Source organism: Duffyella gerundensis (assembly GCF_001517405.1).
GTDB lineage: Bacteria > Pseudomonadota > Gammaproteobacteria > Enterobacterales > Enterobacteriaceae > Duffyella > Duffyella gerundensis.
This window is the reverse complement of the sequence record NZ_LN907827.1, coordinates 2,190,609-2,211,160: the sequence shown is the minus strand read 5'-3', so window position 1 is coordinate 2,211,160 and position 20,552 is coordinate 2,190,609. Positions and strand designations below refer to the sequence as shown.

The window sequence follows — 20,552 nt, the reverse complement described above, 5'->3', positions numbered from 1 at the left end:
AACTATGGCAACTATCGACCTGAGCCAGCTGCCCGCGCCCGACGTGGTGGAAACGCTGGACTATGAAACCCTGCTGGCCGAGCGCAAAGCCACGCTGATTTCGCTGTATCCGGCTGACCAGCAGGACGCCATATCGCGCACGCTGGCGCTGGAGTCCGAGCCGGTGGTGAAGCTACTGCAGGAGAACGCCTATCGTGAGGTTATCCTGCGCCAGCGCATCAACGAGGCGGCCAAAGCCGTCATGGTGGCGTGGGCGCGCGACGGCGATCTGGACCAGCTCGGGGCCAATAACGGCGTAACCCGCCTGACGCTGGCACCCGGTGACGCGTCGGCCATTCCGCCCGTCGCCGCCGTGATGGAAAGCAACGATGATTTTCGCATGCGCATCGCCGCCGCGTTTGAAGGCTTAAGCGTGGCCGGGCCGACCGGCGCCTATGAGTATCACGCGAAAAGCGCCGACGGCCGCGTGGCGGATGCCTCGGCTATCAGTCCGTCGCCCGCCTGCGTCACCATCACCGTGCTGTCGCGTGAGGGCAACGGCGTTGCCGCCGCTGACCTGCTGGCCGCGGTGGACAGCGTGCTGAACGATGAGGACGTGCGGCCGGTTGCCGACCGCGTCACCGTGCAGTCGGCCGCCATCGTGGACTATGCGATTGACGCAACGCTTTACCTGTATCCCGGACCGGAAGCGGAGCCGGTGCGCGCCGCCGCTGAGGCCAGGCTTGCTGCGTTCGTGACGGCGCAGGCCCGGCTCGGCCGTGACATCCGCCGGTCGGCGCTGTATGCCGCGCTGCACGTTGAGGGCGTTCAGCGCGTTGAGCTGGCAGCACCTGCGGAGGACGTGGTGCTGGATAAAACGCAGGCCGCATACTGCACCGGCTACCGCATCGCGGTCGGGGGTTCGGATGAGTGATCGCCTGCTGCCATCTGGCTCGTCGAGTCTGGAGGTGGCCGCCGCCGAAGCCTGCGCCAGGATTGAAACGCTTCCCGTGCCCCTGCGCAGGCTCTGGAGCGCACAGGACTGCCCGGCGGAGCTGCTGCCGTATCTGGCGTGGGCGTGGTCGGTTGACCGCTGGGATTCCGGCTGGAGCGAAAGCACCAAACGCGCCGTGGTGGCCGCGTCGGAATACGTTCACCGGCACAAGGGCACCATCGGCTCAATCCGGCGGGTGGTGGAGCCGCTCGGCTACCTTATCCGCATTATTGAATGGTGGAAAACCGGCGACGTGCCCGGCACGTTTCGCCTGGACGTGGGCGTGCTGGATACCGGCATTAACGAAGAGATGTATAACGAGCTGGAGCGGCTGATAGCAGATGCCAGGCCGTGCAGTCGCCACCTTATCGGCCTGTCCATCAATCTTGATTCCACCGGCGGGCTGCCGACGGCCGCCGCCTGCTACAGCGGCGACGAGCTGACCGTTTACCCGTACACGCCCGAAATCATCACCGCTGGCGGCTCCGGTTATACCGGCGCGGCGGTCCATCTTATTGACCTGACGGAAGTGAGAGCATGACGACTAAATATTTTGCCCTGCTGACCAGCCAGGGCGCCGCGAAGCTGGCCAACGCGACCGCGCTCGGTACAAAGCTGCAGATCACCGAAATGGCCCTGGGCGACGGCGGCGGCACGCTGCCAACGCCTGACGCCTCGCAGACCAGGCTCATCGGTGAAAAGCGCCGGGCGCCGCTTAACTCGCTGACGGTGGATGCCGCCAACAGCAGCCAGATTATTCCCGAAAGTGAGGGCGGTTTCTGGATACGCGAAATCGGTCTGTTTGATGCCGACGGCGTGCTGATTGCGGTGGCCAACTGCGCGGAGACCTACAAGCCGCAGCTGCAGGAGGGCAGCGGCCGCACGCAGACCGTGCGCATGATCCTCATCGTGAACAGCACCACCGCCGTGACGCTTAAAATCGACCCGTCCGTGGTGCTGGCAACGCGTAAATACGTGGACAATGCCGTGATCGAGGTGAAGGACTACGCCGACAGTCTGATGGGTAAACATGTTGCCGCAGACAATCCGCACGGCCAGTACCTGCAGACGGCCAGCGCGCTGGCCGAAATCAGGGATGCCGGGCTGGTTGCTGAACTTCTCAAAAACCTTGGTTTAGGCGAAGGCTCTGCCATACCAGTTGGCGTCCCTGTCCCGTGGCCAACGGCGAAGCCCCCGGAGGGCTGGCTGAAATGCAACGGTGCATCATTCAGCGCGACGGCTTACCCCGTACTGGCAAAAGTTTATCCGGCTCTGAAACTACTTGATTTGCGCGGTGAGTTTATTCGCGGATGGGATGATGCGCGCGGGGCAGATGCAGGACGCGGAATCGGCACCACGCAGGGAGATGCGATGCGCAACCTGACGGGGCAAGTGATGGGATCAAACTTCTACGCATTTCGCGGCAATTCGTCAGGTGTTTTCTTCAACTTAGCATTAGACCCGGGTACTGTTCTTGCTCCTCAGGCCGGGGTCCCCGCTACCCAAGGTATGACATCCGTAATGGACGCGTCCCGACAGGTGCCTACCGCAAGCGAATTTAGGCCACGTAACGTGGCATTAAACTACATTGTGAGAGCAGCATAATGACAAAGGTAACGCTTGATAAAAACGGGCTGGCAACATCGGCCGGCACGCTGACGGTTTATAACTTTGACGGCAAAAGCGGTGAGTTTACCGGCGCGTCTGATGAGTATCTTATGCAGGGAGTTGGCCTGCCGGGGAGTGCCTGTACCGTTGCACCGCCTGCCGGTAAAACTGGCAGCGTGGCAATTTACCGCGATGGCAGGTGGTTGGTCGTCGCCGATCACCGGGGCGAAACGGTCTACGCAATCGCCGACGGTTCGCCCGTATTACTGACGGAGCCGGGTGACTATCCTGCCGACACCACCCCGCTGAAACCGGCTACCGCCTGGGATAATTGGGACGGCAGCAAATGGGTGACGGATGCAGCTGCACAGAATGCGGCAGATATTGAAGCCGCAGAGAAACAGCAGGCAGCGCTGATTAACGAAGCGAATAGTGTGACCCAGGCATGGCAGACGCAGCTGCGCCTCGACATGATCACCGACGACGATAAAGCCTCGCTGACCGCATGGATGAAATATATTCAGGCGGTACAGACAACAGATATATCAGGTGCCCCCAACATCAACTGGCCAGCATTGCCTGCGTAAATCTATCCCCCTTTTAGAAGGGGGTAGCTTAATTTGCAGATTAACCATTGCTCTCATTAACCGGGGGAAGCCGAATTTTGGCCTGCCTGATCAGCTCCTCAATAAGCTCCAGTGGAACGTCTTCCATAAAGCAAGTCAGCGTGTAGTTAAGCGTGATATCTGAAAAAAATACTTCTGCAACCAGCTCAGTTCCACTTTCTGCGTCCCGTGATACTTCCAAAAACATGCCATCCCTTATTACGTCGCTGCCGCGTGTAAAATAATAATCATGCTCTTCGATCTTCATAAAGGCCTCACTCAGCATCTTTGTGTTATAAGCCAGCTATTTAAGCCACTGAATGATGTACAGGCAATGAGTTTGTTGTGCCATCACTCAGCAAACCGCAAGCGCATGCATCCCTTTCCCTGAGCTGACAATCTGAGCGCACCCATAACACGGAGTGCATCAGATGTCTGATTATCATCACGGTGTCCGTGTCGTCGAAATCAACGACGGCACGCGCACCATTTCCACCGTCTCAACCGCCATCGTTGGCATGGTCTGCACTGCAGATGATGCCGACGCCGCGGCGTTCCCGCTCAACACGCCGGTGCTGCTGACCAACGTGCTGTCGGCCATCGGCAGGGCCGGTAAAAAAGGCACGCTGGCCAGCGCCCTGCAGGCCATCGCTGACCAGGCCAAACCCGTGACCGTGGTGGTGCGCGTGGCCGAAGGCGCCACCGACGCGGAGACCATTTCCAACATCATCGGCACCACCGACGAGAACGGCCAGTACACCGGCATGAAGGCGCTGCTTTCCGCGCAGACGCAGCTCGACGTCAAGCCGCGCATTCTCGGCGTGCCGGGGCTGGATTCGCTGGAGGTGGCGACGTCGCTGGCCAGCATCGCGCAGCAGCTGCGCGCCTTTGCCTACGTCTCCGCCTGGAACTGCAAAACCATTTCCGACGCCATGAAGTACCGCGACAACTTCAGCCAGCGTGAGCTGATGGTTATCTGGCCGGACTTCCTCGCCTGGAACACCACGGCCAACCAATCCGAAACCGCATACGCCACGGCGCGTGCGCTCGGCCTGCGCGCCAGAATCGACAACGACACCGGCTGGCACAAAACCCTGTCCAACGTCGGCGTGAACGGCGTCACCGGCATTTCGGCGGGCGTGTTCTGGGATTTGCAGCAGACCGGCACCGACGCCGACCTGCTCAATCAGGCGTGCGTAACCACCCTTATCCGTAAGGACGGCTTCCGCTTCTGGGGCAACCGCACCTGCAGCGACGATCCGCTGTTTCAGTTTGAGAACTACACCCGCACGGCGCAGGTGCTGGCCGATACGATGGCCGAGGCGCACATGTGGGCGAACGACAAGCCGCTGACGCCGGTACTGGTGCGCGAGATTATCGCGGGCATCAACGCTAAATTCCGCGAGCTGGTCAGCGCCGGTTATCTGCTGGGCGCGTCCTGCTGGTACGACGACACGGCCAACGATAAGGACACGCTGAAGGCGGGCAAGCTGTCGATTGACTATGACTACACGCCGGTGCCGCCGCTGGAAGACCTGACCCTGCGCCAGCGCATCACCGACAAATACCTGGCGACCTTCGCCGCATCCGTTAACAGCTGAGGAGCCGGATAAATGGCACTGCCAAGAAAACTGAAGGCGATGAACCTTTTCAACGACTCGAACAGCTATCAGGGCGTGGTCACCGCCGTGACCCTGCCGAAGCTGTCGCGCAAGCTCGACCCGTTCCGGGGCGGCGGCATGAACGGCGCCGCGCACATCGATAACGGCCTGGACGACGACGCGCTGGATATGGAATGGAGCATCGGCGGCATGGACGACCTGGTGCTGACGCAGTGGGGCGCCTCGGCTAACGTGCCGCTGCGCTTTACCGGCTCCTACCAGCGCGACGACACCGGCGAGGAAATTGCCGTCGAGATCGAGGTACGCGGACGGCATCAGGCGTTTGATTTTGGCGAGGCCAAAACCGGCGAGGATATCGAAACCAAAATCACCACCAAAAACACCTATTTCAAACTGACGTGGAACGGCAAAGAGCTGATTGAAATCGACACCATCAACATGGTGGAGAAGGTCGGCGGCGTTGACCGGCTGGAGCAGCGCCGCAAAAACATCGGCCTGATGTAAACCCGACGCCAGCGCCCGCCGCTGGCCAGTAATCAACTGAACAAAGAGACAGACAACATGGAACCGAAAGAAAACGTCGTGGTACTGGAATTTCCCCTGAAGCGCGGCGAGTCCGACATCACGCAGCTGGAGCTGATTAAACCCAACGCGGGCGCGCTGCGCGGCGTGCGGCTGGCCGACCTTGCAGGCTCCGACGTGGACGCGCTGATCACCGTGCTGCCGCGCATCACCGTCCCGGCGCTGACCAAAGCGGAGTGCAACGCCCTCGACCCGGCCGACCTGATTGCGCTGGCCGGGAAGGTGATCGGTTTTTTGTCGCCGAAGTCGGACGACTGAGCTGGCCCGGCGGCCTGACGGTCAGCGACCTGATGGCCGACGTGGCCACCGTGTTTCACTGGCCCCCCTCTGAAATGTACGCCATGCCGCTGGCCGAGCTGCTCGACTGGCGGCATCAGGCGCTGATCCGCAGCGGAGCAAAAACCGATGAGCAATAACCTTAAGCTGCAGGTGCTGCTGAAGGCGGTAGACCAGGCGACGCGCCCGTTTAAGGCCATCCGCAACGAAACCACCCGGCTGTCGGGCGGCATCCGCGAGACACAGGACCGGTTGAAGCAGCTGGACGCGCAGGCGTCAAAAATCGACGGATTCCGGCGGACAAGCAGCCAGCTTGCCGTGACGCAACAGAAGCTGAAGAACGCGAAAGACGAGGCGGCCGCGCTCGCGGTGGCCTTCAGGAGCACCGCCCGCCCCACGGCGGCGCAGGCGCGGGAGCTGGAGAAGGCCCGGCAGGCCGCCGCCGCCCTGCAGACCAAAACTAACAGCCTGCGCCTGAGCGTGCAGCAGCAGCGTGAGGCACTAAACGCCGCGGGCATTTCCACCCGGAGGCTGAGCAGCGAGCAGCAGCGCCTGAGAAGCGAGGCCGCGCAGGCCACGCTGAGCCTGAGCCGCCAGCGGCAGGAACTGCAGCGCCTGAACCAGCAGCAGGAAAGGCTGAACCACATCAGCGAGCGCTACCGCCGCGGGCAGGCGCTGTCCGCGGGCGTGCGCAACGTCGGCGCGGCCGGTGTCGGGGCGGCCACCGTGGGCGCCGTGGCAGCGTCGTCAGTGCTGCGTCCCGGCTACGACTTTGCGCTGGCCAACTCCACGCTGCAGGCCACGCTCGGCGTGGATAAAGCCTCGCCCGAATTTCAGTCGCTGAGGACGCAGGCGCGCAGCATCGGCGACAACACCGCCGCGTCGGCCAACGACGCCGCGCAGGCGCAGATCATCATCGCCAAGTCGGGCGGCACGGTTGACGACATCAGGGCGGCAACGCCGGTCACGCTCAACATGTCGCTGGCCAACAACCGGACGATGGAAGAAAGCGCCAGGCTGCTGATGAGCACCAAAAACGCCTTCGGCCTCGCCAACAGCCAGGTGGCGCACCTGGGCGACGTGATATCGGCAACGCTGAACAAAACGGCGGCGGACTTCGACGGCCTCAACGACGCCCTGACCTACATCGCCCCGGTGGCGAAAAACGCGGGCGTGAGCGTCGAGCAGACCACGGCGATGATCGGCGCGCTGGCGAAGGAGGGCACCACCGGCAGCATGGCCGGGACGGGCGTGCGCGCCATGCTGCTGCGCGTGCAGGCGCCGACCGGCGAGGCGTTCAAAGCGATTAAAGAGCTGGGCGTGAAGACCGCGGACAGTAAGGGAAACATGCGACCGTTCTTCACCATCCTTAAGGAAATGCAGAAATCCTTTGAGAAAAATAAGCTCGGCACGGCGCAGCAGGCGGAGTACCTGAAGACCATCTTCGGCGAAGAGGCCGCCTCCTCGGCGGTCACGCTGATGAAGGGTGCCACAAGCGGGCTGCTGGACGACCTGACGAAAACCTTTCAGCAGTCGGACGGCAGTACGGGCGCGCTGGTTAAGGTGCAGCAGGACAACCTCGGCGGCGACTTTAAAGAACTGCAGTCGGCGCAGGAGGCCATCGGCACCGACCTTTATGACCAGCTCGACGGCACCCTGCGCCAGCTGACGCAGGACACCACCGCATTTTTGCTGACGGTGGATAAATGGATACAGGCCAACCCCGAGCTGGCTGGCGGCATCGCCAGAGCGGCCGTGGCCGGGCTGATTTTCGTGGGCGTGCTGGGCGCCATTGGGCTGATTGCGTGGCCGGTGATGGCGGGCATTAACGCCATCATCGCCGGGGCCGGGCTGCTGGCCACCGGATTCAGCATTGCGGGCGGCGCCATTACCGGCGCGCTCGGGCTGATAACGCTGCCCGTGGTGGCCGTTGCCGCCGCCATCGTGGCCGGGGCGCTGCTCATCCGCAAATACTGGGAGCCGATAAGTGTCTTTATCGCGGGCGTGGCGGAGGGCTTCGCCGCCGCGATGGGGCCGATCGGCGAGTCGTTCGGCACGCTGAAGCCGGTGTTTGACTGGGTGACGGAAAAGGTTAAGGCGCTGTGGGACTGGTTTGGAAAGCTGCTGGAGCCGGTGAAATCCACGCAGGCGGAGCTGGCCACCGCCGGAGACATGGGTAAAAGGTTCGGCAACATGCTGGCCGACGCGCTGAAGATTCCGGGGCAGGCGCTAGACCAGCTGCGCAGCGGCATCGACTGGGTGCTGGACAAGCTCGGCATCATCGACACCAAATCGGACGGCCTGAAGGACAAAATTCCGGAGCATGACGACGCGGCGCCGGGCGGCCTGCAGCAGAGCCTGAACGCTACCGGCGGTCCGTACAGGCCCGTAATCACGCCCGCCGCCAATCCCGGTTACAGCGACCAGAGCCAGAACAGCTATCAGTATGAAATCAACATGCATCCGGGCATGACCAAAGACGACGCGCTGGCGCTGATGGCAGAGCATCAGGCGCGTGAGCAGCGCAACCGGCAGGCACAGCAGCGCAGTAAAATGGGATGGGAATAAACATGATGATGATTTACGGCATGATGCCGTTTATGCGCCAGACGCTGCCCTATGCGGAGCTGCAGCAGAGCATCGATTACCGCTGGCCAACCAACAGCCGCGTTGGCCAGCGGGCGTCGGCGCAGTTTACCGGCGTGGGCGATGAGAAAATTACGCTGTCGGGCGAGCTGCGCCCGGAGATTACCGGCGGTGCCGTCTCGCTGCTCACGCTTAAGCTGCTGGCCGACGAGGGCCGGGCGTGGCCGCTGATTGGCGGTAACGGCACCATCTTCGGTATGTACGTGGTGGAGAACTACGCGACCACGCACAGCGAGTTTTTCAGCGACGGAAGCGCCAGGAAAATCCTGTTCACCCTGAACCTGAAGCGCGTGGACGAGTCGCTGATCGCCATGTTCGGCGACCTGAAAAAACAGGCCGACGGGCTGATAAGCGGCGCCGGTAATCTGCCGGGCCAGGTCACGTCGGCCATCAGCAGCGCGCAGTCGGCGGCGGGCAACCTGATTTCATCCGTGGGCGGGTTTTTATCATGACGGGCATCAGCAGCCTGCCGGTGCAGGCCGGGGCGCAGCTGGCGCCCGACTTTATGCTGACGGTGAACGCAAAGGACGTCACGGCCAACCTGCGCGCGCGCCTGCTGTCGCTGACGCTCACCGACAACCGCGGCTTTGAGGCCGACCAGCTGGACATCGAGCTGGACGACGCCGACGGCCAGCTGGCGATGCCGGTGCGCGGCGCGGTGCTGAAGCTGTTCCTTGGGTGGAAGGGGCAGCCGCTCACCGGCAAGGGCGAATTTACGGTTGACGAGGTGGAGCACCACGGCGCGCCGGATACCCTGACCATCCGCGCCCGCAGCGCCGACTTTCGCGGCACGCTCAACTCACGCCGGGAGGTGTCGTATCACGGCACCACGCTGGGCGAGGTGGTGAAGCAGATAGCCGAGCGCAACAAACTCACGCCGCAGCTGGCGGAAGGCTTTGCCGGGATGACGGTGGCGCACATCGACCAGACGCAGGAAACCGACGCCAGCTTTCTGACACGGCTGGCCACGCTGTACGGCGCGGTGGCGGCGGTAAAGGCCGGGCGGCTGCTGTTCCTGCGCCCCGGCAACGGCGTAACTGTCAGCGGCAAGCCGATCCCGCAGCTGACCCTTACCCGCCAGGACGGCGACCGGCACAGCTTCAGCATTGCCGACCGTGGCGCCTACACCGGCGTGTCGGCCAGCTGGCTGCATACCAAAGACCCGAAGCCGAAAAAGGTGAAGCTCAAACGCAGGGCGAAAGAGAAACACCTGCGTGCGCTGGAGCATCCGGCCGCGAAGAAAAAAAAGGCAACCACTACCAAAACGCCCGAGGCAAAAGAAGGCGACTATCTGGCGGGTAGCGAGGATAACGTGTTTACGCTGACCACGGTTTACGCCACTAAAGCGGCCGCCATGCGGGCCGCAAAGGCAAAGTGGGACAAGCTGCAGCGCGGTGTTGCGGAGTTCTCGATCACGCTGGCGCTGGGACGCGCCGACCTGTTCCCTGAGACGCCGGTGCAGGTGAGCGGGTTTAAGTCGGTTATCGATGCGCAGCCGTGGCTTATCAGCAAGGTCACGCACAGCCTGAACGGCAGCGGCTACACGACGACGCTGGATTTTGAAGTGCTGCTTTCTGATGTGGAATATCAAGCTGAAAGCGACGATGAAGAAACTGAAGATGAAAAAGCAAACTAAGGTTTGCAATCTCAAGTTTTGTTATTAAAATGCAAACATCTTCCGACCTGTTTGCTTCAGGAATAAAAACAATGATGCATTGCCCGCTGTGCCAGACCGCCGCTCACGCTAAGAGCAGCCGCTATATTTCTAAAGAAACCAAAGAGCGTTATCACCAGTGCCAAAACATCAATTGCAGCTGCACCTTCAAAACTCATGAGTCAGTGGCAGCAATGATTGTCTCACCGGGGACAGTTAATAAGGTGCCGCTCTTTATCAGCCACGAAAGGCAACCCTCTCTGCTGCACTAATTAAGCTCATGAAATTGAGGTTTTATAAAAATAAATACATTAGTTTGAAATAGCAGAGAAGTTGTAATTTAGTTAATTCTATCAAATGAAATAGGTTTTTTAATGAAAACTCTAGGAAATAATGAGGGCTACAAATGTTGCTATCAACCCTCAAAATTCCTGGGAGTTTAATCAGAGGTGTCATGGATGCTTATGTCTTTTATTGATGCTTTTCTAACGTAACGATCAATAAAAAATACAGTCAGTAATAAAATTATTCCCGCAAAACTTTCAACCAAAAGTATTAAGCTATTATTGTAAAATGGAACAATAGCAGAAAGAACTGCTGAAAAAATCCAAGTGAAAATTATAATATAGTAAAATATAGATATAGATCTGCTTATAGAAGGTTTTTTAATGGACTTGTAAAATGGCATTTGATAGAGACAACCTGATACAAACGGCTCAAGAAGGTATACATGATACTCCCAGACTTCTTGCCAATGCTTACCAGCTTGGGTTATAAGGTGAGAGATATATGATAAAGCTAAGCCAAAAATTGAAATGATAAATAAAATAACATATTGTTTAGGTTGAATTGCATCGAAGTTAGGCTGCGCCAGCATTCCATTAATTACTATTCCCCAAGCTGCAAATAATACTGCATTTATTGCCCAAAGATAATTAAGTCGCGACCAAAATAAACTAATTTCATATTCCCGAATATGATGTGCTTTATTGTAAGCTTCTTTTATTTTCTCTTTGTCCTCAACAGTAAATATAGTATTAATATCAGTAAAATCTTTCTTCAAGAGTATGAGGAAATATTTTTTCTGACTCGTCATGTGTTCATGTAAATGTATTGGTATGTTCTGATCTGTTAAATTATCATTCATGGAATGGTTCTGACTACTCATTTTCACCTCTTTGTAAAAATCACAATCGAATGGTAGGATATTTAATAAAAATAAATGAACTTTTTATTATAATAGTTTTTTATTTTTGATTTTATAGAGAATATATTAAGGCGTAAAATCGCTGTTAAAAAAACATTAAATCCATGATGCCATGTATCTCCATATACTTTCAATTAATAACTTCTTCCTTTTTTAAACATACTGCTTGTTGAGTCCTCTTGAAGTACATAAAGCACACATAGCATAAGCTATACTTATAAACATGTATGTTAAGAGCTAAATAAATATTGATGGCTGTTATTATATACAGTATTTTTGCCCTTTTGCCGGGGGCATTATGGCGATCAGAAAGCTAAGTACAGGAAAGTGGTTATGTGAATGCTATCTCAACGGACGAGAAGGCAAGCGGGTCAGGAGGCAATTTAAAACTCGCGCTGAAGCCATCGCGTTCGAGCAGTACACACAGGAAGAAACCAAAGCGAAGCCGTGGCTGGCTGATAAAGAAGATACTCGAAAGCTAAGCGAGCTAATAGATCTCTGGTACAAGCTACACGGCTGCTCATTAAGCGACAAGAAAGGGCGACTCGGTAAGCTCAATATCATCTGCAATGGAATGGGCAACCCCATTGCATCCACTATCACCGCCCGCGATTGGGCCCACTATCGCGATCGTCGTATGCAGGGGCTGATTGCAAACGGATATAAGACCAGCCAGAAATCCCTGCAGGTATCAGCAGGAACCATCAACTGCGAACATGCCTTCTTGCGCGCTTTATTCAATGAGCTGGAACGACTCGGCGAGATCAACTTTCCCAACCCACTGAAAAATATCCGTGAGTTCGATCAGCCAGAAAAAGAGATGGCCTGGCTAACAGAAAGTCAGATTGAAAAGCTCTTTGCTGCTTGTGAACTGCACGGCAATCCTGATCTCACTCTCATCATCAAAGTGTGCCTTTCGACCGGTTGTCGCTGGAGTGAAGCGGCTAACCTCAAATCTACGCAGCTCTCGCCTGGCAAAATCACCTTCATCAATACCAAAGGCAAAAAGAACCGCACAGTTCCTATTAGCGCCGATCTCTATCAACAGCTCAGCACAAAAGAAGGGCGGTTTTTTGCTGAATGTTACCGACAGTTCTACCGAGTGATTCGCCTTGCCGGTATTGAATTGCCGGAAGGGCAAATGAGCCATGTACTGCGCCACAGCTTCGCGAGCCACTTTATGATGGCCGGGGGCAACATTCTGGTGTTGCAGCGTATTCTCGGTCACTCAGATATACGCGTGACGATGCGCTACGCGCACTTTGCGCCGAGTCATTTAGAGGATGCTGTGCACTGCAATCCTCTGGCAATCATGGCGCAAAAGAGTGGCGGCAAAATGGCGGCAGAGGTTCCGGCAGGGTAGAAGAGAGTAGAACAGGATAAGCGTTAAGTGATTGTTTTTGCTGTAAGTAACTGTTTTATAATAACGAACAAAAAAAGACCGAATACGATTCCTGTATCCGGTCCAGGGAAATGGCTCTTGGTGAGCCGTGCGCTAAAAGTTGGCATTACGCAGGCGTCTTCGCCTTACAGCTAAACTGTAGAAGAGGGGCGTAGATTTTCCAGCCAGTTGTCAACCGCCAGGGGCTAAGTTTCCACACTGTGATCTATGCGGCAAATTCTGATAGTGAGACGCCAGGCAAAGTGATAACTGGATCGGCTAATGCCGTGCCAGACCGCGCCGGATAAGGCTTTGCTTATCGGCAGGTATGGATAATCGCCCCTTTAATGGCCGCCAGCAGCACGTTGAACGGGCCGGACGCAGTTGCGCTGGCGATACTTTGCTTTAGTGTAAAGCGCATATTCCCGACGTCATCTTCATCATTCATTATCCTGCGCAGGCTCAAGACATGCTGTATCAAATGCTTAACGGTCAACACTGGCGACACATCTATATTGTCGGCGATCTGCACGGCTGTCGTAGCCTGCTGGATGCGCAGCTTATTGCGCAGGGTTTTGATATCGAAAAGGATTTGTTGGTGTCAGTCGGCGATTTGATTGACCGCGGGCCAGACAGCCTTGGCTGCCTGCGGCTGTTGGATGCACCCTGGTTTCGCAGCGTGCGCGGCAATCATGAGGAGATGGCGCTGCAGGCGTTAGCGGGCGGCTCACGCGAAATGTGGCAACGCAACGGCGGCAACTGGTTCTGGAGCATGAAAGGCGCGGCGATGGTGTCGGCGCGGCATGCTTTGAAGCGCTGCTCGAAACTGCCGCTGATAGTGCACCTGCAACTTGGTGAGCGAGTGGTGGTGGTGGCGCACGCCGATTATCCCGCCGATCATTATGCTTATGATCAGCCGGTAGATGAACAGCAGGTGGTCTGGAGCCGGGCGCGCATTGGTGAAATCCAGCGCGGCGTTGTGCGCGATATCGCAGGCGCTGATGCCTTTTACTTCGGCCATACGCCGCTGGATAAGGTGCTGGATGCCGGTAACGTGCATTACATCGATACCGGCGCCGTGTTCGGTAATACGCTGACTTTAGTGCAGGTACAGTAGGTTAAAGGCGGAACAGTTTGCCGTCGCGTACCAGCTCACGCGGATAGCTGTTCTTTAGTCGCGTATTGACCTTTTTAGCCAGCCCCAGCGGCTGCTGTTGAAAGGTCACGATCACTTCATCAGCCGGTAGCGGCTGCTCAGGGTAAACATCGCGTCCGCGATACCATTCATGTGCCTGTTCTTCCGTCAGCTCAACGCGGTTGCTGGCCTGCGGGCTGGCAAGGGCGACGATCGCTTCATGCTGCCAGCGGTAGCCTTTGGGAAACGTCTCGGCCAGTTTGAGGCCAATGCGTGAAAAGCGCACCCGTGCCAGCATCGGCACAATCGGCGTGGGAAAAAGCCACAGCTCTTTATCACGCTGCCACAGTTCCTGCGTCTCCTCCCAGTACAAACCCACCTTTTTAGCGGCCTGGCGGATATCCTCCACCAGCTTGCGCGGCACCGGCGTAAACGGCAGTTTGCCCAGTTTGTAGTGCGGCGCAGGCAAGGGGGCCACCGCAGCGGTTTTGCGCAGACGAGCGACAAAAAAGCCTTCACTGTCGAACAGCATGGGGAAAACGTGCAGAAAACCTTCCGGCGTCAGCGCCTGTTCAGCACCCGCAAATAGTCCCGTCAGCGAGTCAATTTCCACCGCCTGCGGATAGCGCTGCAGCAAATCTTCGATCACCTGTTGGTTCTCAATGCGATTCAGCGTGCAGGTGGAATACACCAGTGTGCCGCCGGGCTTCAGGGCATGAAAAGCGCTTTCCAGCAGATCGCGCTGGGTTGCGGCAATGTCGTGAGTGCTCTCCAGCGACCAGTTGCGCAGCGCATCGGCGTCCTTGCGGATCACGCCTTCGCCGGAGCAGGGGGCATCCAGCAGAATGGCATCGAACTGCTCCGGCAGTGCGGCGCCAAATACCCGACCGTCGAAATGGGTCAGCGCGGTGTTGCTGACGCCGCAGCGGCTGAGGTTAGCGTGCAGTACCTTGACCCGACTGGCGGAAAATTCGTTGGCGACAATCGCCCCCTGATTTTGCATCAGCGCGGCCAGCTGGGTGGTTTTAGATCCGGGCGCGGCGGCCATGTCCATCACGGTCTCAGGCTGCGGCACGCGGTCGATGAGCGCGCTGACCGGCAGCATGGAACTCGCTTCCTGAATATAGAACAATCCGCTCAGGTGCTCGGCCACGCTACCCAGTGGCAATGCTTCATCCGCTTCCGCACGCTGGATCCAGAACCCTTCCGCACACCAGGGAATCGGCTCAAGCTGCCAGCCGTAGCCACTGACCTGCTGTAAAAAATCGACCACGCTGATTTTCAGGGTGTTGACCCGCAGGCTGCGGCGCAGCGGCTGCTGGCTGATGGCCAGGAACGCTGCCAGCTGTGCGTCATTGCCAAGGGTGTCACGCATGAGATCGATAAAAGCGGGGGGAAAGTGAGGAGCAGGATTGGACACGGTAATTTCCAGAAAATAAGCAGGCGGCGAGTTTATCACAGGCAAAAAAATGGGGCAGCTTTCGCTGCCCCGGTGAATCAGTTGGGTTGAGGAATGGCGGTTCCCCATTTACGCCACTCTTTCGGCTCCGCATCTTCCAGCAGGAAGTGCTTGTTGGAGGTCGCCTGAGGCGCCAGCGGCACCGTCGGCGGCGTGGCAAACTGGATGCCACCGCGAATGAACTGCTGGAAGGTGCCGGTTTTCACTACGCCACCGATCAGACCGAAATCGAAGTTGTAGCCGGAAGCCTGCCAGAAGATCGAGTTGTTGCGCACCAGATGCTGATATTTCTGGCTGATCTTCAGCGTCACCTGCACGCGATCGGCCATATTACCCAGCGAGGTGCCGGTAACGGTGCCGACTTCAACACCGCGGAACAGCACCGGCGTGCCGATTGAGAGCGAACCGGCGTCAGCGGTATCCACTACGATGCTCAGACCGTTGAGATAACGTGAATCGGTGATCGTCGTCTCTTGCAGCTCGAAGTTACGCGTGGCGCGGCCTTTGCCCGGATCAACGTTGAGATAAGGCTGCAGGATAGTTTCCAGATGGTTGACGCCCGCGGCGGAAATCTGCGGCGACACCACGGAGAAACGGCTGCCCTGACGGGCAAAATCGTCAACATATTCAGGATAGAGCACCGCTTTGGCGATCACCTGATTGTTATCCTTACTTAACTGCAGCGATTCTACCTGACCAATATCGATACCGAGGTAGCGAATCGGCATGCCGGAGGCGAGTTTACTGCCGTCATAGGTGTGCAGCACGATCTGGCTGCCCACCGCGCGAGCGGCGGTTTCCGAAGGGTAGAGCATGCGTTTCGCGCTGCGGCTCAGGCCTTTATCAGCACCGGCCAAATTGTCGAAGCTGATTGCACCTTTTAACGCCCGGTTCAACGGTGAAGCCTGCACGGTTAAGCCGCCGCCGTTGAGCTGCACGCGCGCGCCGCCTTCTGACCAGAAGACGCTGTCGGCGGTGAGCAGTTTGCGGTATTCCGGCTTGATATGCACGGCGACGTCAAACTCGTTGGCTTTAGGCGTTACGTCGACAATTTCACCGACCTGGAATTTGCGGTAGAGCACCACCGATCCCGCCTGCACATCGGGCAGGCTGCTGGCGGTCAGCATTAAGGTGGTCGGCGCACGGTTACCGATAATGCCTTCGCGCGCTTTCTCTTCATCGGCATAGAGCGGATAGCTGTCACGCGGGCCCGCTTTTGATCCTGGAATCAAACGGATGCCGCCGTCGACCCATTCACGGGCGCTGGCGCCCAGCACCTGCATACCATCGAGGCCGAACTTCACATCGAGGCGGCTGTTCATCACGAACAAACTGTCGCCGTGAACCAGCTGGCGATACTGCGGTTCAATGGCGGCTTTAAAGCTGACGCCACGTGCGGTGAGATCGCGACTGATGACCTGGCCGATGCGCATGCCGTAGAGCATGACCGGCTGACCGGCATCAATGCCGTAGCTTTCCGGTGCGGTCAGCGTGACGGACAACACCTGCGGCTGTTGCAGCAGCGTTTCGTTGCTGGCCAGCACGGTAAAGTGATTTTTCGGCTCGCCTTCGCCAGGCACCAGTTCCAGCGTGTTGCCGGTTAGCAGGCTACTCAGGCTGGTATCGGTCAGGCTAATTTTCGGGCTGCGCATTTCAATGCGCGTGCCGCTGCGCATCAGGCCAACCACCGACGGATCCAGCGTCAGCTCGCCGGTGACTTTGCCACCGTCATGAAGATTGAGGCCGGTTAAGGTGCCGACTTCCAGGCCCTGATAGAGCAGCGGCGTGCTGCCCGCCTTGAGATCGCGGCCATCCGGCAGGTCCAGCGTCACCTCAACGCCGCGCTGGCTGTGGGCCAGATCCGGATAGAGATGATAAGTCGCTTCGCCTTTTGCCTGTTCAGAATTGACCGGTGAATCAAAGGCGACTGCGCCATTGACCAGCGCTGCAACGCTTTCCAGTTGCACTTTGGCACCGCCCAGACCGACATCGGCTTTGACGCCGGAGACGTTCCAGAAGCGGCTATCTTTTTTCACCAGGTTGGTGAAGCGCCGTTCAATCAGCACATCGACCGTGACGCCGCTGTTATCGGGATTGATGCTGTAGTCATAAACACGGCCCACCGGAATTTTGCGGTAATAGATGAGCGAGCCGGTGTTCAGCGAGCTTAAATCGGGCGCCTGCAGGTGAATCATCATCTCGCCGCTGTTAACGCGGTATTTTGGCTGCGTATCCAGCGCGACAAAATGATCCTGCGGTTTGCCCTTGCCAGGCATCATGCCGATATAGTTGCCGCCGACCAGCGCATCCAGCCCGGACACGCCCGCCAGCGATGCTTTTGGCGTCACCAGCCAGAACTGCGTGTCATCGCGCAGCGCATCGCGCATGTCGCTTTTGATGCTGGCGCGAATTTTTATCGTGCGCAGATCGTCGGTCATGCTGATGCCCTGCACGGTACCGACCTCAACACCCTGATAGCGCACCGGCGTCCGGCCTGGCACGATGCCGTCCGCTGAGACAAAGTCGATAGTAACCGTGGTGCCGCGCTCCTGATAATTGGTCCACAACAGCCAGCCGGCAATCAGTAAAGCGATAACCGGTAATAGCCAAAAAGGGGAGATTTTGCGCTTGTTTTTAATGTGGGCGCTAGTCGGTGTAGTCGGCGTTTCCTGTTGCATGTGCATCCCAAAGCAGTCGGCTATCGAGCCATTCAACGGCCATGATAGTGAGAATAACCGCTGCGCCAAAATAGATGGCGGCCGGTCCCATAGTAAAAGCCAGCAGCTGATCACGATTGACCAGCGACATGGTTAACGAAATAACGAACAGATCCAGCATTGACCAGCGACCGACCCAGGTCACTACGCGCAGCAGGCGAACGCGGGTTTTTAATCCCTGCTCGCATTTAAAGTGAATGCTGAGCAGCAGCGCCAGCAGCACAAATACCTTGGTAAACGGCACCAGAATACTGGCGATAAAGACAATCGCCGCCACCGGGATATTGCCCGACCCGAGTGACATGATGCCAGAGAAGATGGTGTCTTCCTGACGGCTGCCGTTCAGATAAATGATGGAAATCGGCAGCAGGTTAGCCGGAATCAGCAGCACCACCGAGGCGATCAGCGCCGCCCAGGATTTTTGCAGGCTGTAACGCCGACGAAAATCGAGCGGCGAGTGGCAGCGCGGACAGCGGCCACGCGCATCGGGCAGGCCGGTATGATGACAATTCAGGCACACCTGCAGCTTTTCCAGCGCCACTTGAGCTTCCGGCTGCGGGTAAAAACGCTGCCACAGCTGCTCAACGTTGAGATGAATGAGCGTGACCAGACTGAGCAGCGTCAGCGCCAGAAAGGCGTACAGCCCGGTGCCGATGGCGATATCGGCATAATCCATCACTTTGATCGACGCCACGCCGATACCCACCAGATAGATATCCAGCATTACCCACTCTTTCAGGCGATCCATGATCAGCAACACTGGCCGGAGATTCATGCCGAGCCGGTGACCGAAATAGAGGTAGCAGATGGCGGTGACCAGCGTCACCGGCGCGCCGATGGCGCAGAAGGCGACCATGGCGGCGGCGATAACGTTACCCTGTTCAGCCATCTGCACCACGCCACCCAATAAACTGGCGCTGATGTTGACGCCGAGCAGGCGAATATCCACTAAAGAGAAGGTGTAAGCGAAGGGCATTAACAGCAGCATGGCCATCGCGGCGGCGGTCAAACGGGTCATCGACCAGTCGCGTCCATTAACGATTCGTGCGTTGCAGCGCGGGCAATGCGCGGATTGAAATGATTTAACATCCGGCAAGGAAAAAAGGGTATCGCATTGCGGGCAACGCTGATAACGTGCGTGGGGCAAAGCATGGCTGATAGCGGTAATTTTCATAGTTAAAGCAGCATAGCCCTGTAACGCAAAAAGACGGCGCTTCGCCACCAGGCGCAAGCGTAACGTAACGCGTGTATGACATCGCCGTTGCGTGTCAGGTCCACAAGATTCTAAGGTTATATTAACTAATCCTGTGATTCACCTTGTGGCCCCATATATTTAGTGCTTATTTTAACGAGCGGCAACATGTTGTTGCCGTTTGGGATTGTTATGGTTGGGAAATGGACAAAAAAGCGTTTTACCACGATCTGAATCGAGATATGTCAGCATTGCTGGCGGGCGAAACTCAGTTTCTGCCGTTGTTAGGTAACTGTAGCGCGCTGCTGTTTGAACGTCTGCATGACGTCAACTGGGCGGGCTTCTATCTGTTGACCGAAGCGAACACGCTGGTGCTCGGCCCGTTTCAGGGCAAAATCGCCTGCGTACGCATTCCGGTTGGCAAAGGCGTTTGTGGCACCGCCGTGGCGGAAGCCCGCATTCAGCGCGTTGAAGACGTGCACGCGTTCCCCGGACATATCGCCTGCGATGCCGCCAGCAACGCCGAAATCGTGTTGCCGTTAACGGTAAACGGACGTGTTATTGGCGTGCTTGATATCGACAGCACCGCATACAACCGCTTCGACAGTGATGACGAAGCTGGGTTAAAAACCCTGACTGATGGGCTTTGTAACCTGCTGGCTGACAGCGACATCGAAAAAATTCTTTGTCCCTGAAGCAGCTTATATGCTGGATCACGTAGCATTTGCCGATGGTGTCATTATAATGTCGGCTGTTCATGCCTGCGCTGGTTGGCAAACCCGTTGTAATCAGGAAATTTCATGGAAAATCAACCTAAGTTGAATAGTAGTAAAGAAGTTATTGCCTTTCTGGCTGAGCGGTTTCCGCAATGCTTTAGTGCCGAAGGCGAAGCTCGCCCATTAAAAATCGGCATCTTTCAGGATCTTGTTGAGCGCGTTCAGGGAGAAATGAACCTGAGCAAAACGCAACTGCGTTCAGCCCTGCGTCTTTATACCTCCAGCTGGCGTTATCTTTACGGCATCAAAGCTGGCGCAATCCGTGTCGATCTCGACGGTAACGCCTGTGGCGTGCTGGATGAGCAACACGTTGAGCACGCCCGCAAGCAGCTGGAAGAGGCGAAAGCACGTGTGCAGGCGCAGCGCGAACAGCAGCAGGCTAAAAAGCGTGAGGCTGAGGGTGAAGAAGGTGCGGCTCCGCGTCGTCCTCGCAAGCCCGCGCCGCGTAAAGCGGCAGAAGGTGAGCAGGCACGTAAGCCACGGCCTAAAACGCCTCGCTCTGAGTCACCACGAGCTGACGCTGCGCCACGCCAACCACGCGCTAAGCCCGTTACTGACACATCTACCTTGCAACCAGGCCAAAATATCAAAGTCAAAGCAGGCAAAAATGCGATGGACGCCACTATCCTTGAAGTTTCAAAGGATGGCGTTCGGGTGCAGCTCGCTTCCGGCATGGCAATGATTGTGCGCGCAGAACACTTGCAGTTCTGATACGGAGG

Annotated in this window: 22 protein-coding genes; 16 read left to right on the top strand and 6 right to left on the bottom strand. The window is 57.3% G+C overall.

Translation table 11 applies throughout. From position 1 onward, the window contains the following. Window positions 1-4 precede the first annotated feature (4 nt). From EM595_RS10265 to EM595_RS10250, 4 genes are read left to right on the top strand one after another with little or no spacing between them, the layout of a single operon-like run. The gene (locus EM595_RS10265) at window positions 5-913 is read left to right on the top strand and encodes a baseplate assembly protein (RefSeq protein ID WP_067431310.1); all 909 of its coding nucleotides are present in this window, start codon (window positions 5-7) and stop codon (window positions 911-913) included. Next, window positions 906-1,514, top strand: a complete 609-nt coding sequence (locus tag EM595_RS10260; RefSeq protein ID WP_067431307.1) for a phage tail protein I — start codon at window positions 906-908, stop codon at window positions 1,512-1,514. Before EM595_RS10265 ends, EM595_RS10260 begins: the two co-directional genes overlap by 8 nt. After that, a complete protein-coding gene (locus tag EM595_RS10255) occupies window positions 1,511-2,578 on the top strand; it encodes a phage tail protein (protein WP_067431304.1) in 1,068 nt (355 codons plus the stop codon). Before EM595_RS10260 ends, EM595_RS10255 begins: the two co-directional genes overlap by 4 nt. Continuing rightward, window positions 2,578-3,168 carry a tail fiber assembly protein gene (locus tag EM595_RS10250; protein WP_067431301.1) on the top strand — a complete coding sequence of 197 codons (591 nt, stop codon included), beginning with the start codon at window positions 2,578-2,580 and terminating at the stop codon, window positions 3,166-3,168. The genes EM595_RS10255 and EM595_RS10250 overlap by 1 nt, the downstream gene beginning before the upstream one ends. A gap of 40 nt (window positions 3,169-3,208) precedes the next feature. Here EM595_RS10250 and EM595_RS10245 read toward each other — a convergent pair whose 3' ends face one another. After that, window positions 3,209-3,454 (bottom strand): hypothetical protein, encoded by a 246-nt coding sequence (locus EM595_RS10245; protein ID WP_067435367.1) that lies wholly within the window; start codon window positions 3,452-3,454, stop codon window positions 3,209-3,211. Window positions 3,455-3,617: 163 nt separating this feature from the next. Between EM595_RS10245 and EM595_RS10240 the strand changes: the two genes are divergently transcribed. The 8 genes from EM595_RS10240 (at window position 3,618) to EM595_RS10205 (ending at window position 10,238) form a co-directional block, all read left to right on the top strand. Then, window positions 3,618-4,787, top strand: coding sequence for a phage tail sheath protein (locus EM595_RS10240; RefSeq protein WP_067431297.1), 1,170 nt, complete (start codon window positions 3,618-3,620; stop codon window positions 4,785-4,787). Window positions 4,788-4,799: 12 nt separating this feature from the next. Beyond that, window positions 4,800-5,312: a phage major tail tube protein gene (locus EM595_RS10235; RefSeq protein WP_067431293.1), complete on the top strand. Its 513-nt coding sequence runs from the start codon at window positions 4,800-4,802 to the stop codon at window positions 5,310-5,312. Between the two features lie 57 nt (window positions 5,313-5,369). Then, window positions 5,370-5,648, top strand: a complete 279-nt coding sequence (locus EM595_RS10230; protein WP_067431290.1) for a phage tail assembly protein — start codon at window positions 5,370-5,372, stop codon at window positions 5,646-5,648. A gap of 32 nt (window positions 5,649-5,680) precedes the next feature. Beyond that, window positions 5,681-5,806, top strand: coding sequence for a GpE family phage tail protein (locus EM595_RS10225; RefSeq protein WP_067431287.1), 126 nt, complete (start codon window positions 5,681-5,683; stop codon window positions 5,804-5,806). Beyond that, window positions 5,796-8,234, top strand: coding sequence for a phage tail tape measure protein (locus EM595_RS10220; RefSeq protein ID WP_067431284.1), 2,439 nt, complete (start codon window positions 5,796-5,798; stop codon window positions 8,232-8,234). Before EM595_RS10225 ends, EM595_RS10220 begins: the two co-directional genes overlap by 11 nt. A gap of 2 nt (window positions 8,235-8,236) precedes the next feature. After that, the gene (locus EM595_RS10215) at window positions 8,237-8,764 is read left to right on the top strand and encodes a phage tail protein (protein ID WP_067431282.1); all 528 of its coding nucleotides are present in this window, start codon (window positions 8,237-8,239) and stop codon (window positions 8,762-8,764) included. Next, window positions 8,758-9,948, top strand: a complete 1,191-nt coding sequence (locus EM595_RS10210; RefSeq protein ID WP_067431279.1) for a phage late control D family tail protein — start codon at window positions 8,758-8,760, stop codon at window positions 9,946-9,948. Before EM595_RS10215 ends, EM595_RS10210 begins: the two co-directional genes overlap by 7 nt. Before the next feature lie 71 nt (window positions 9,949-10,019). Then, window positions 10,020-10,238, top strand: a complete 219-nt coding sequence (locus EM595_RS10205; protein WP_067431275.1) for an ogr/Delta-like zinc finger family protein — start codon at window positions 10,020-10,022, stop codon at window positions 10,236-10,238. Window positions 10,239-10,405: 167 nt separating this feature from the next. Here the strand turns inward: EM595_RS10205 and EM595_RS10200 are convergent, their stop codons facing one another. Continuing rightward, on the bottom strand, window positions 10,406-11,113 hold the full coding sequence (locus EM595_RS10200; protein WP_157883867.1) for a RipA family octameric membrane protein: 708 nt from the start codon (window positions 11,111-11,113) through the stop codon (window positions 10,406-10,408). 358 nt (window positions 11,114-11,471) lie between these two features. Here EM595_RS10200 and EM595_RS10195 point away from each other — a divergent pair, with 358 nt between their 5' ends. Further along, window positions 11,472-12,536, top strand: a complete 1,065-nt coding sequence (locus EM595_RS10195; RefSeq protein WP_067431269.1) for a phage integrase — start codon at window positions 11,472-11,474, stop codon at window positions 12,534-12,536. Between the two features lie 334 nt (window positions 12,537-12,870). Here EM595_RS10195 and EM595_RS21465 read toward each other — a convergent pair whose 3' ends face one another. Further along, window positions 12,871-13,002 carry a hypothetical protein gene (locus EM595_RS21465; RefSeq protein ID WP_262410845.1) on the bottom strand — a complete coding sequence of 44 codons (132 nt, stop codon included), beginning with the start codon at window positions 13,000-13,002 and terminating at the stop codon, window positions 12,871-12,873. Between the two features lie 21 nt (window positions 13,003-13,023). On the opposite strand from EM595_RS21465, the gene EM595_RS10190 reads away from it, so the two are divergent. Beyond that, on the top strand, window positions 13,024-13,671 hold the full coding sequence (locus tag EM595_RS10190) for a metallophosphoesterase (protein ID WP_067431266.1): 648 nt from the start codon (window positions 13,024-13,026) through the stop codon (window positions 13,669-13,671). A 1-nt stretch (window position 13,672) separates the two neighbouring features. On the opposite strand, the gene rsmF is transcribed toward EM595_RS10190, so the two are convergent. From rsmF to yebS, 3 genes are all read right to left on the bottom strand, one after another. After that, window positions 13,673-15,115: a 16S rRNA (cytosine(1407)-C(5))-methyltransferase RsmF gene (rsmF, locus tag EM595_RS10185; RefSeq protein ID WP_067435364.1), complete on the bottom strand. Its 1,443-nt coding sequence runs from the start codon at window positions 15,113-15,115 to the stop codon at window positions 13,673-13,675. Window positions 15,116-15,186: 71 nt separating this feature from the next. Then, complete coding sequence (locus tag EM595_RS10180) at window positions 15,187-17,826, bottom strand: PqiB family protein (protein WP_067431263.1); 2,640 nt, start codon at window positions 17,824-17,826, stop codon at window positions 15,187-15,189. Beyond that, window positions 17,795-19,039 (bottom strand): membrane integrity lipid transport subunit YebS, encoded by a 1,245-nt coding sequence (yebS, locus tag EM595_RS10175; RefSeq protein WP_067435361.1) that lies wholly within the window; start codon window positions 19,037-19,039, stop codon window positions 17,795-17,797. The genes EM595_RS10180 and yebS overlap by 32 nt, the downstream gene beginning before the upstream one ends. A 221-nt stretch (window positions 19,040-19,260) precedes the next feature. Here yebS and EM595_RS10170 point away from each other — a divergent pair, with 221 nt between their 5' ends. Continuing rightward, window positions 19,261-19,752: a free L-methionine (R)-S-oxide reductase MsrC gene (locus tag EM595_RS10170; protein WP_067431261.1), complete on the top strand. Its 492-nt coding sequence runs from the start codon at window positions 19,261-19,263 to the stop codon at window positions 19,750-19,752. A gap of 105 nt (window positions 19,753-19,857) precedes the next feature. Beyond that, a complete protein-coding gene (proQ, locus tag EM595_RS10165) occupies window positions 19,858-20,544 on the top strand; it encodes an RNA chaperone ProQ (protein ID WP_067431258.1) in 687 nt (228 codons plus the stop codon). Window positions 20,545-20,552: the final 8 nt, after the last annotated feature.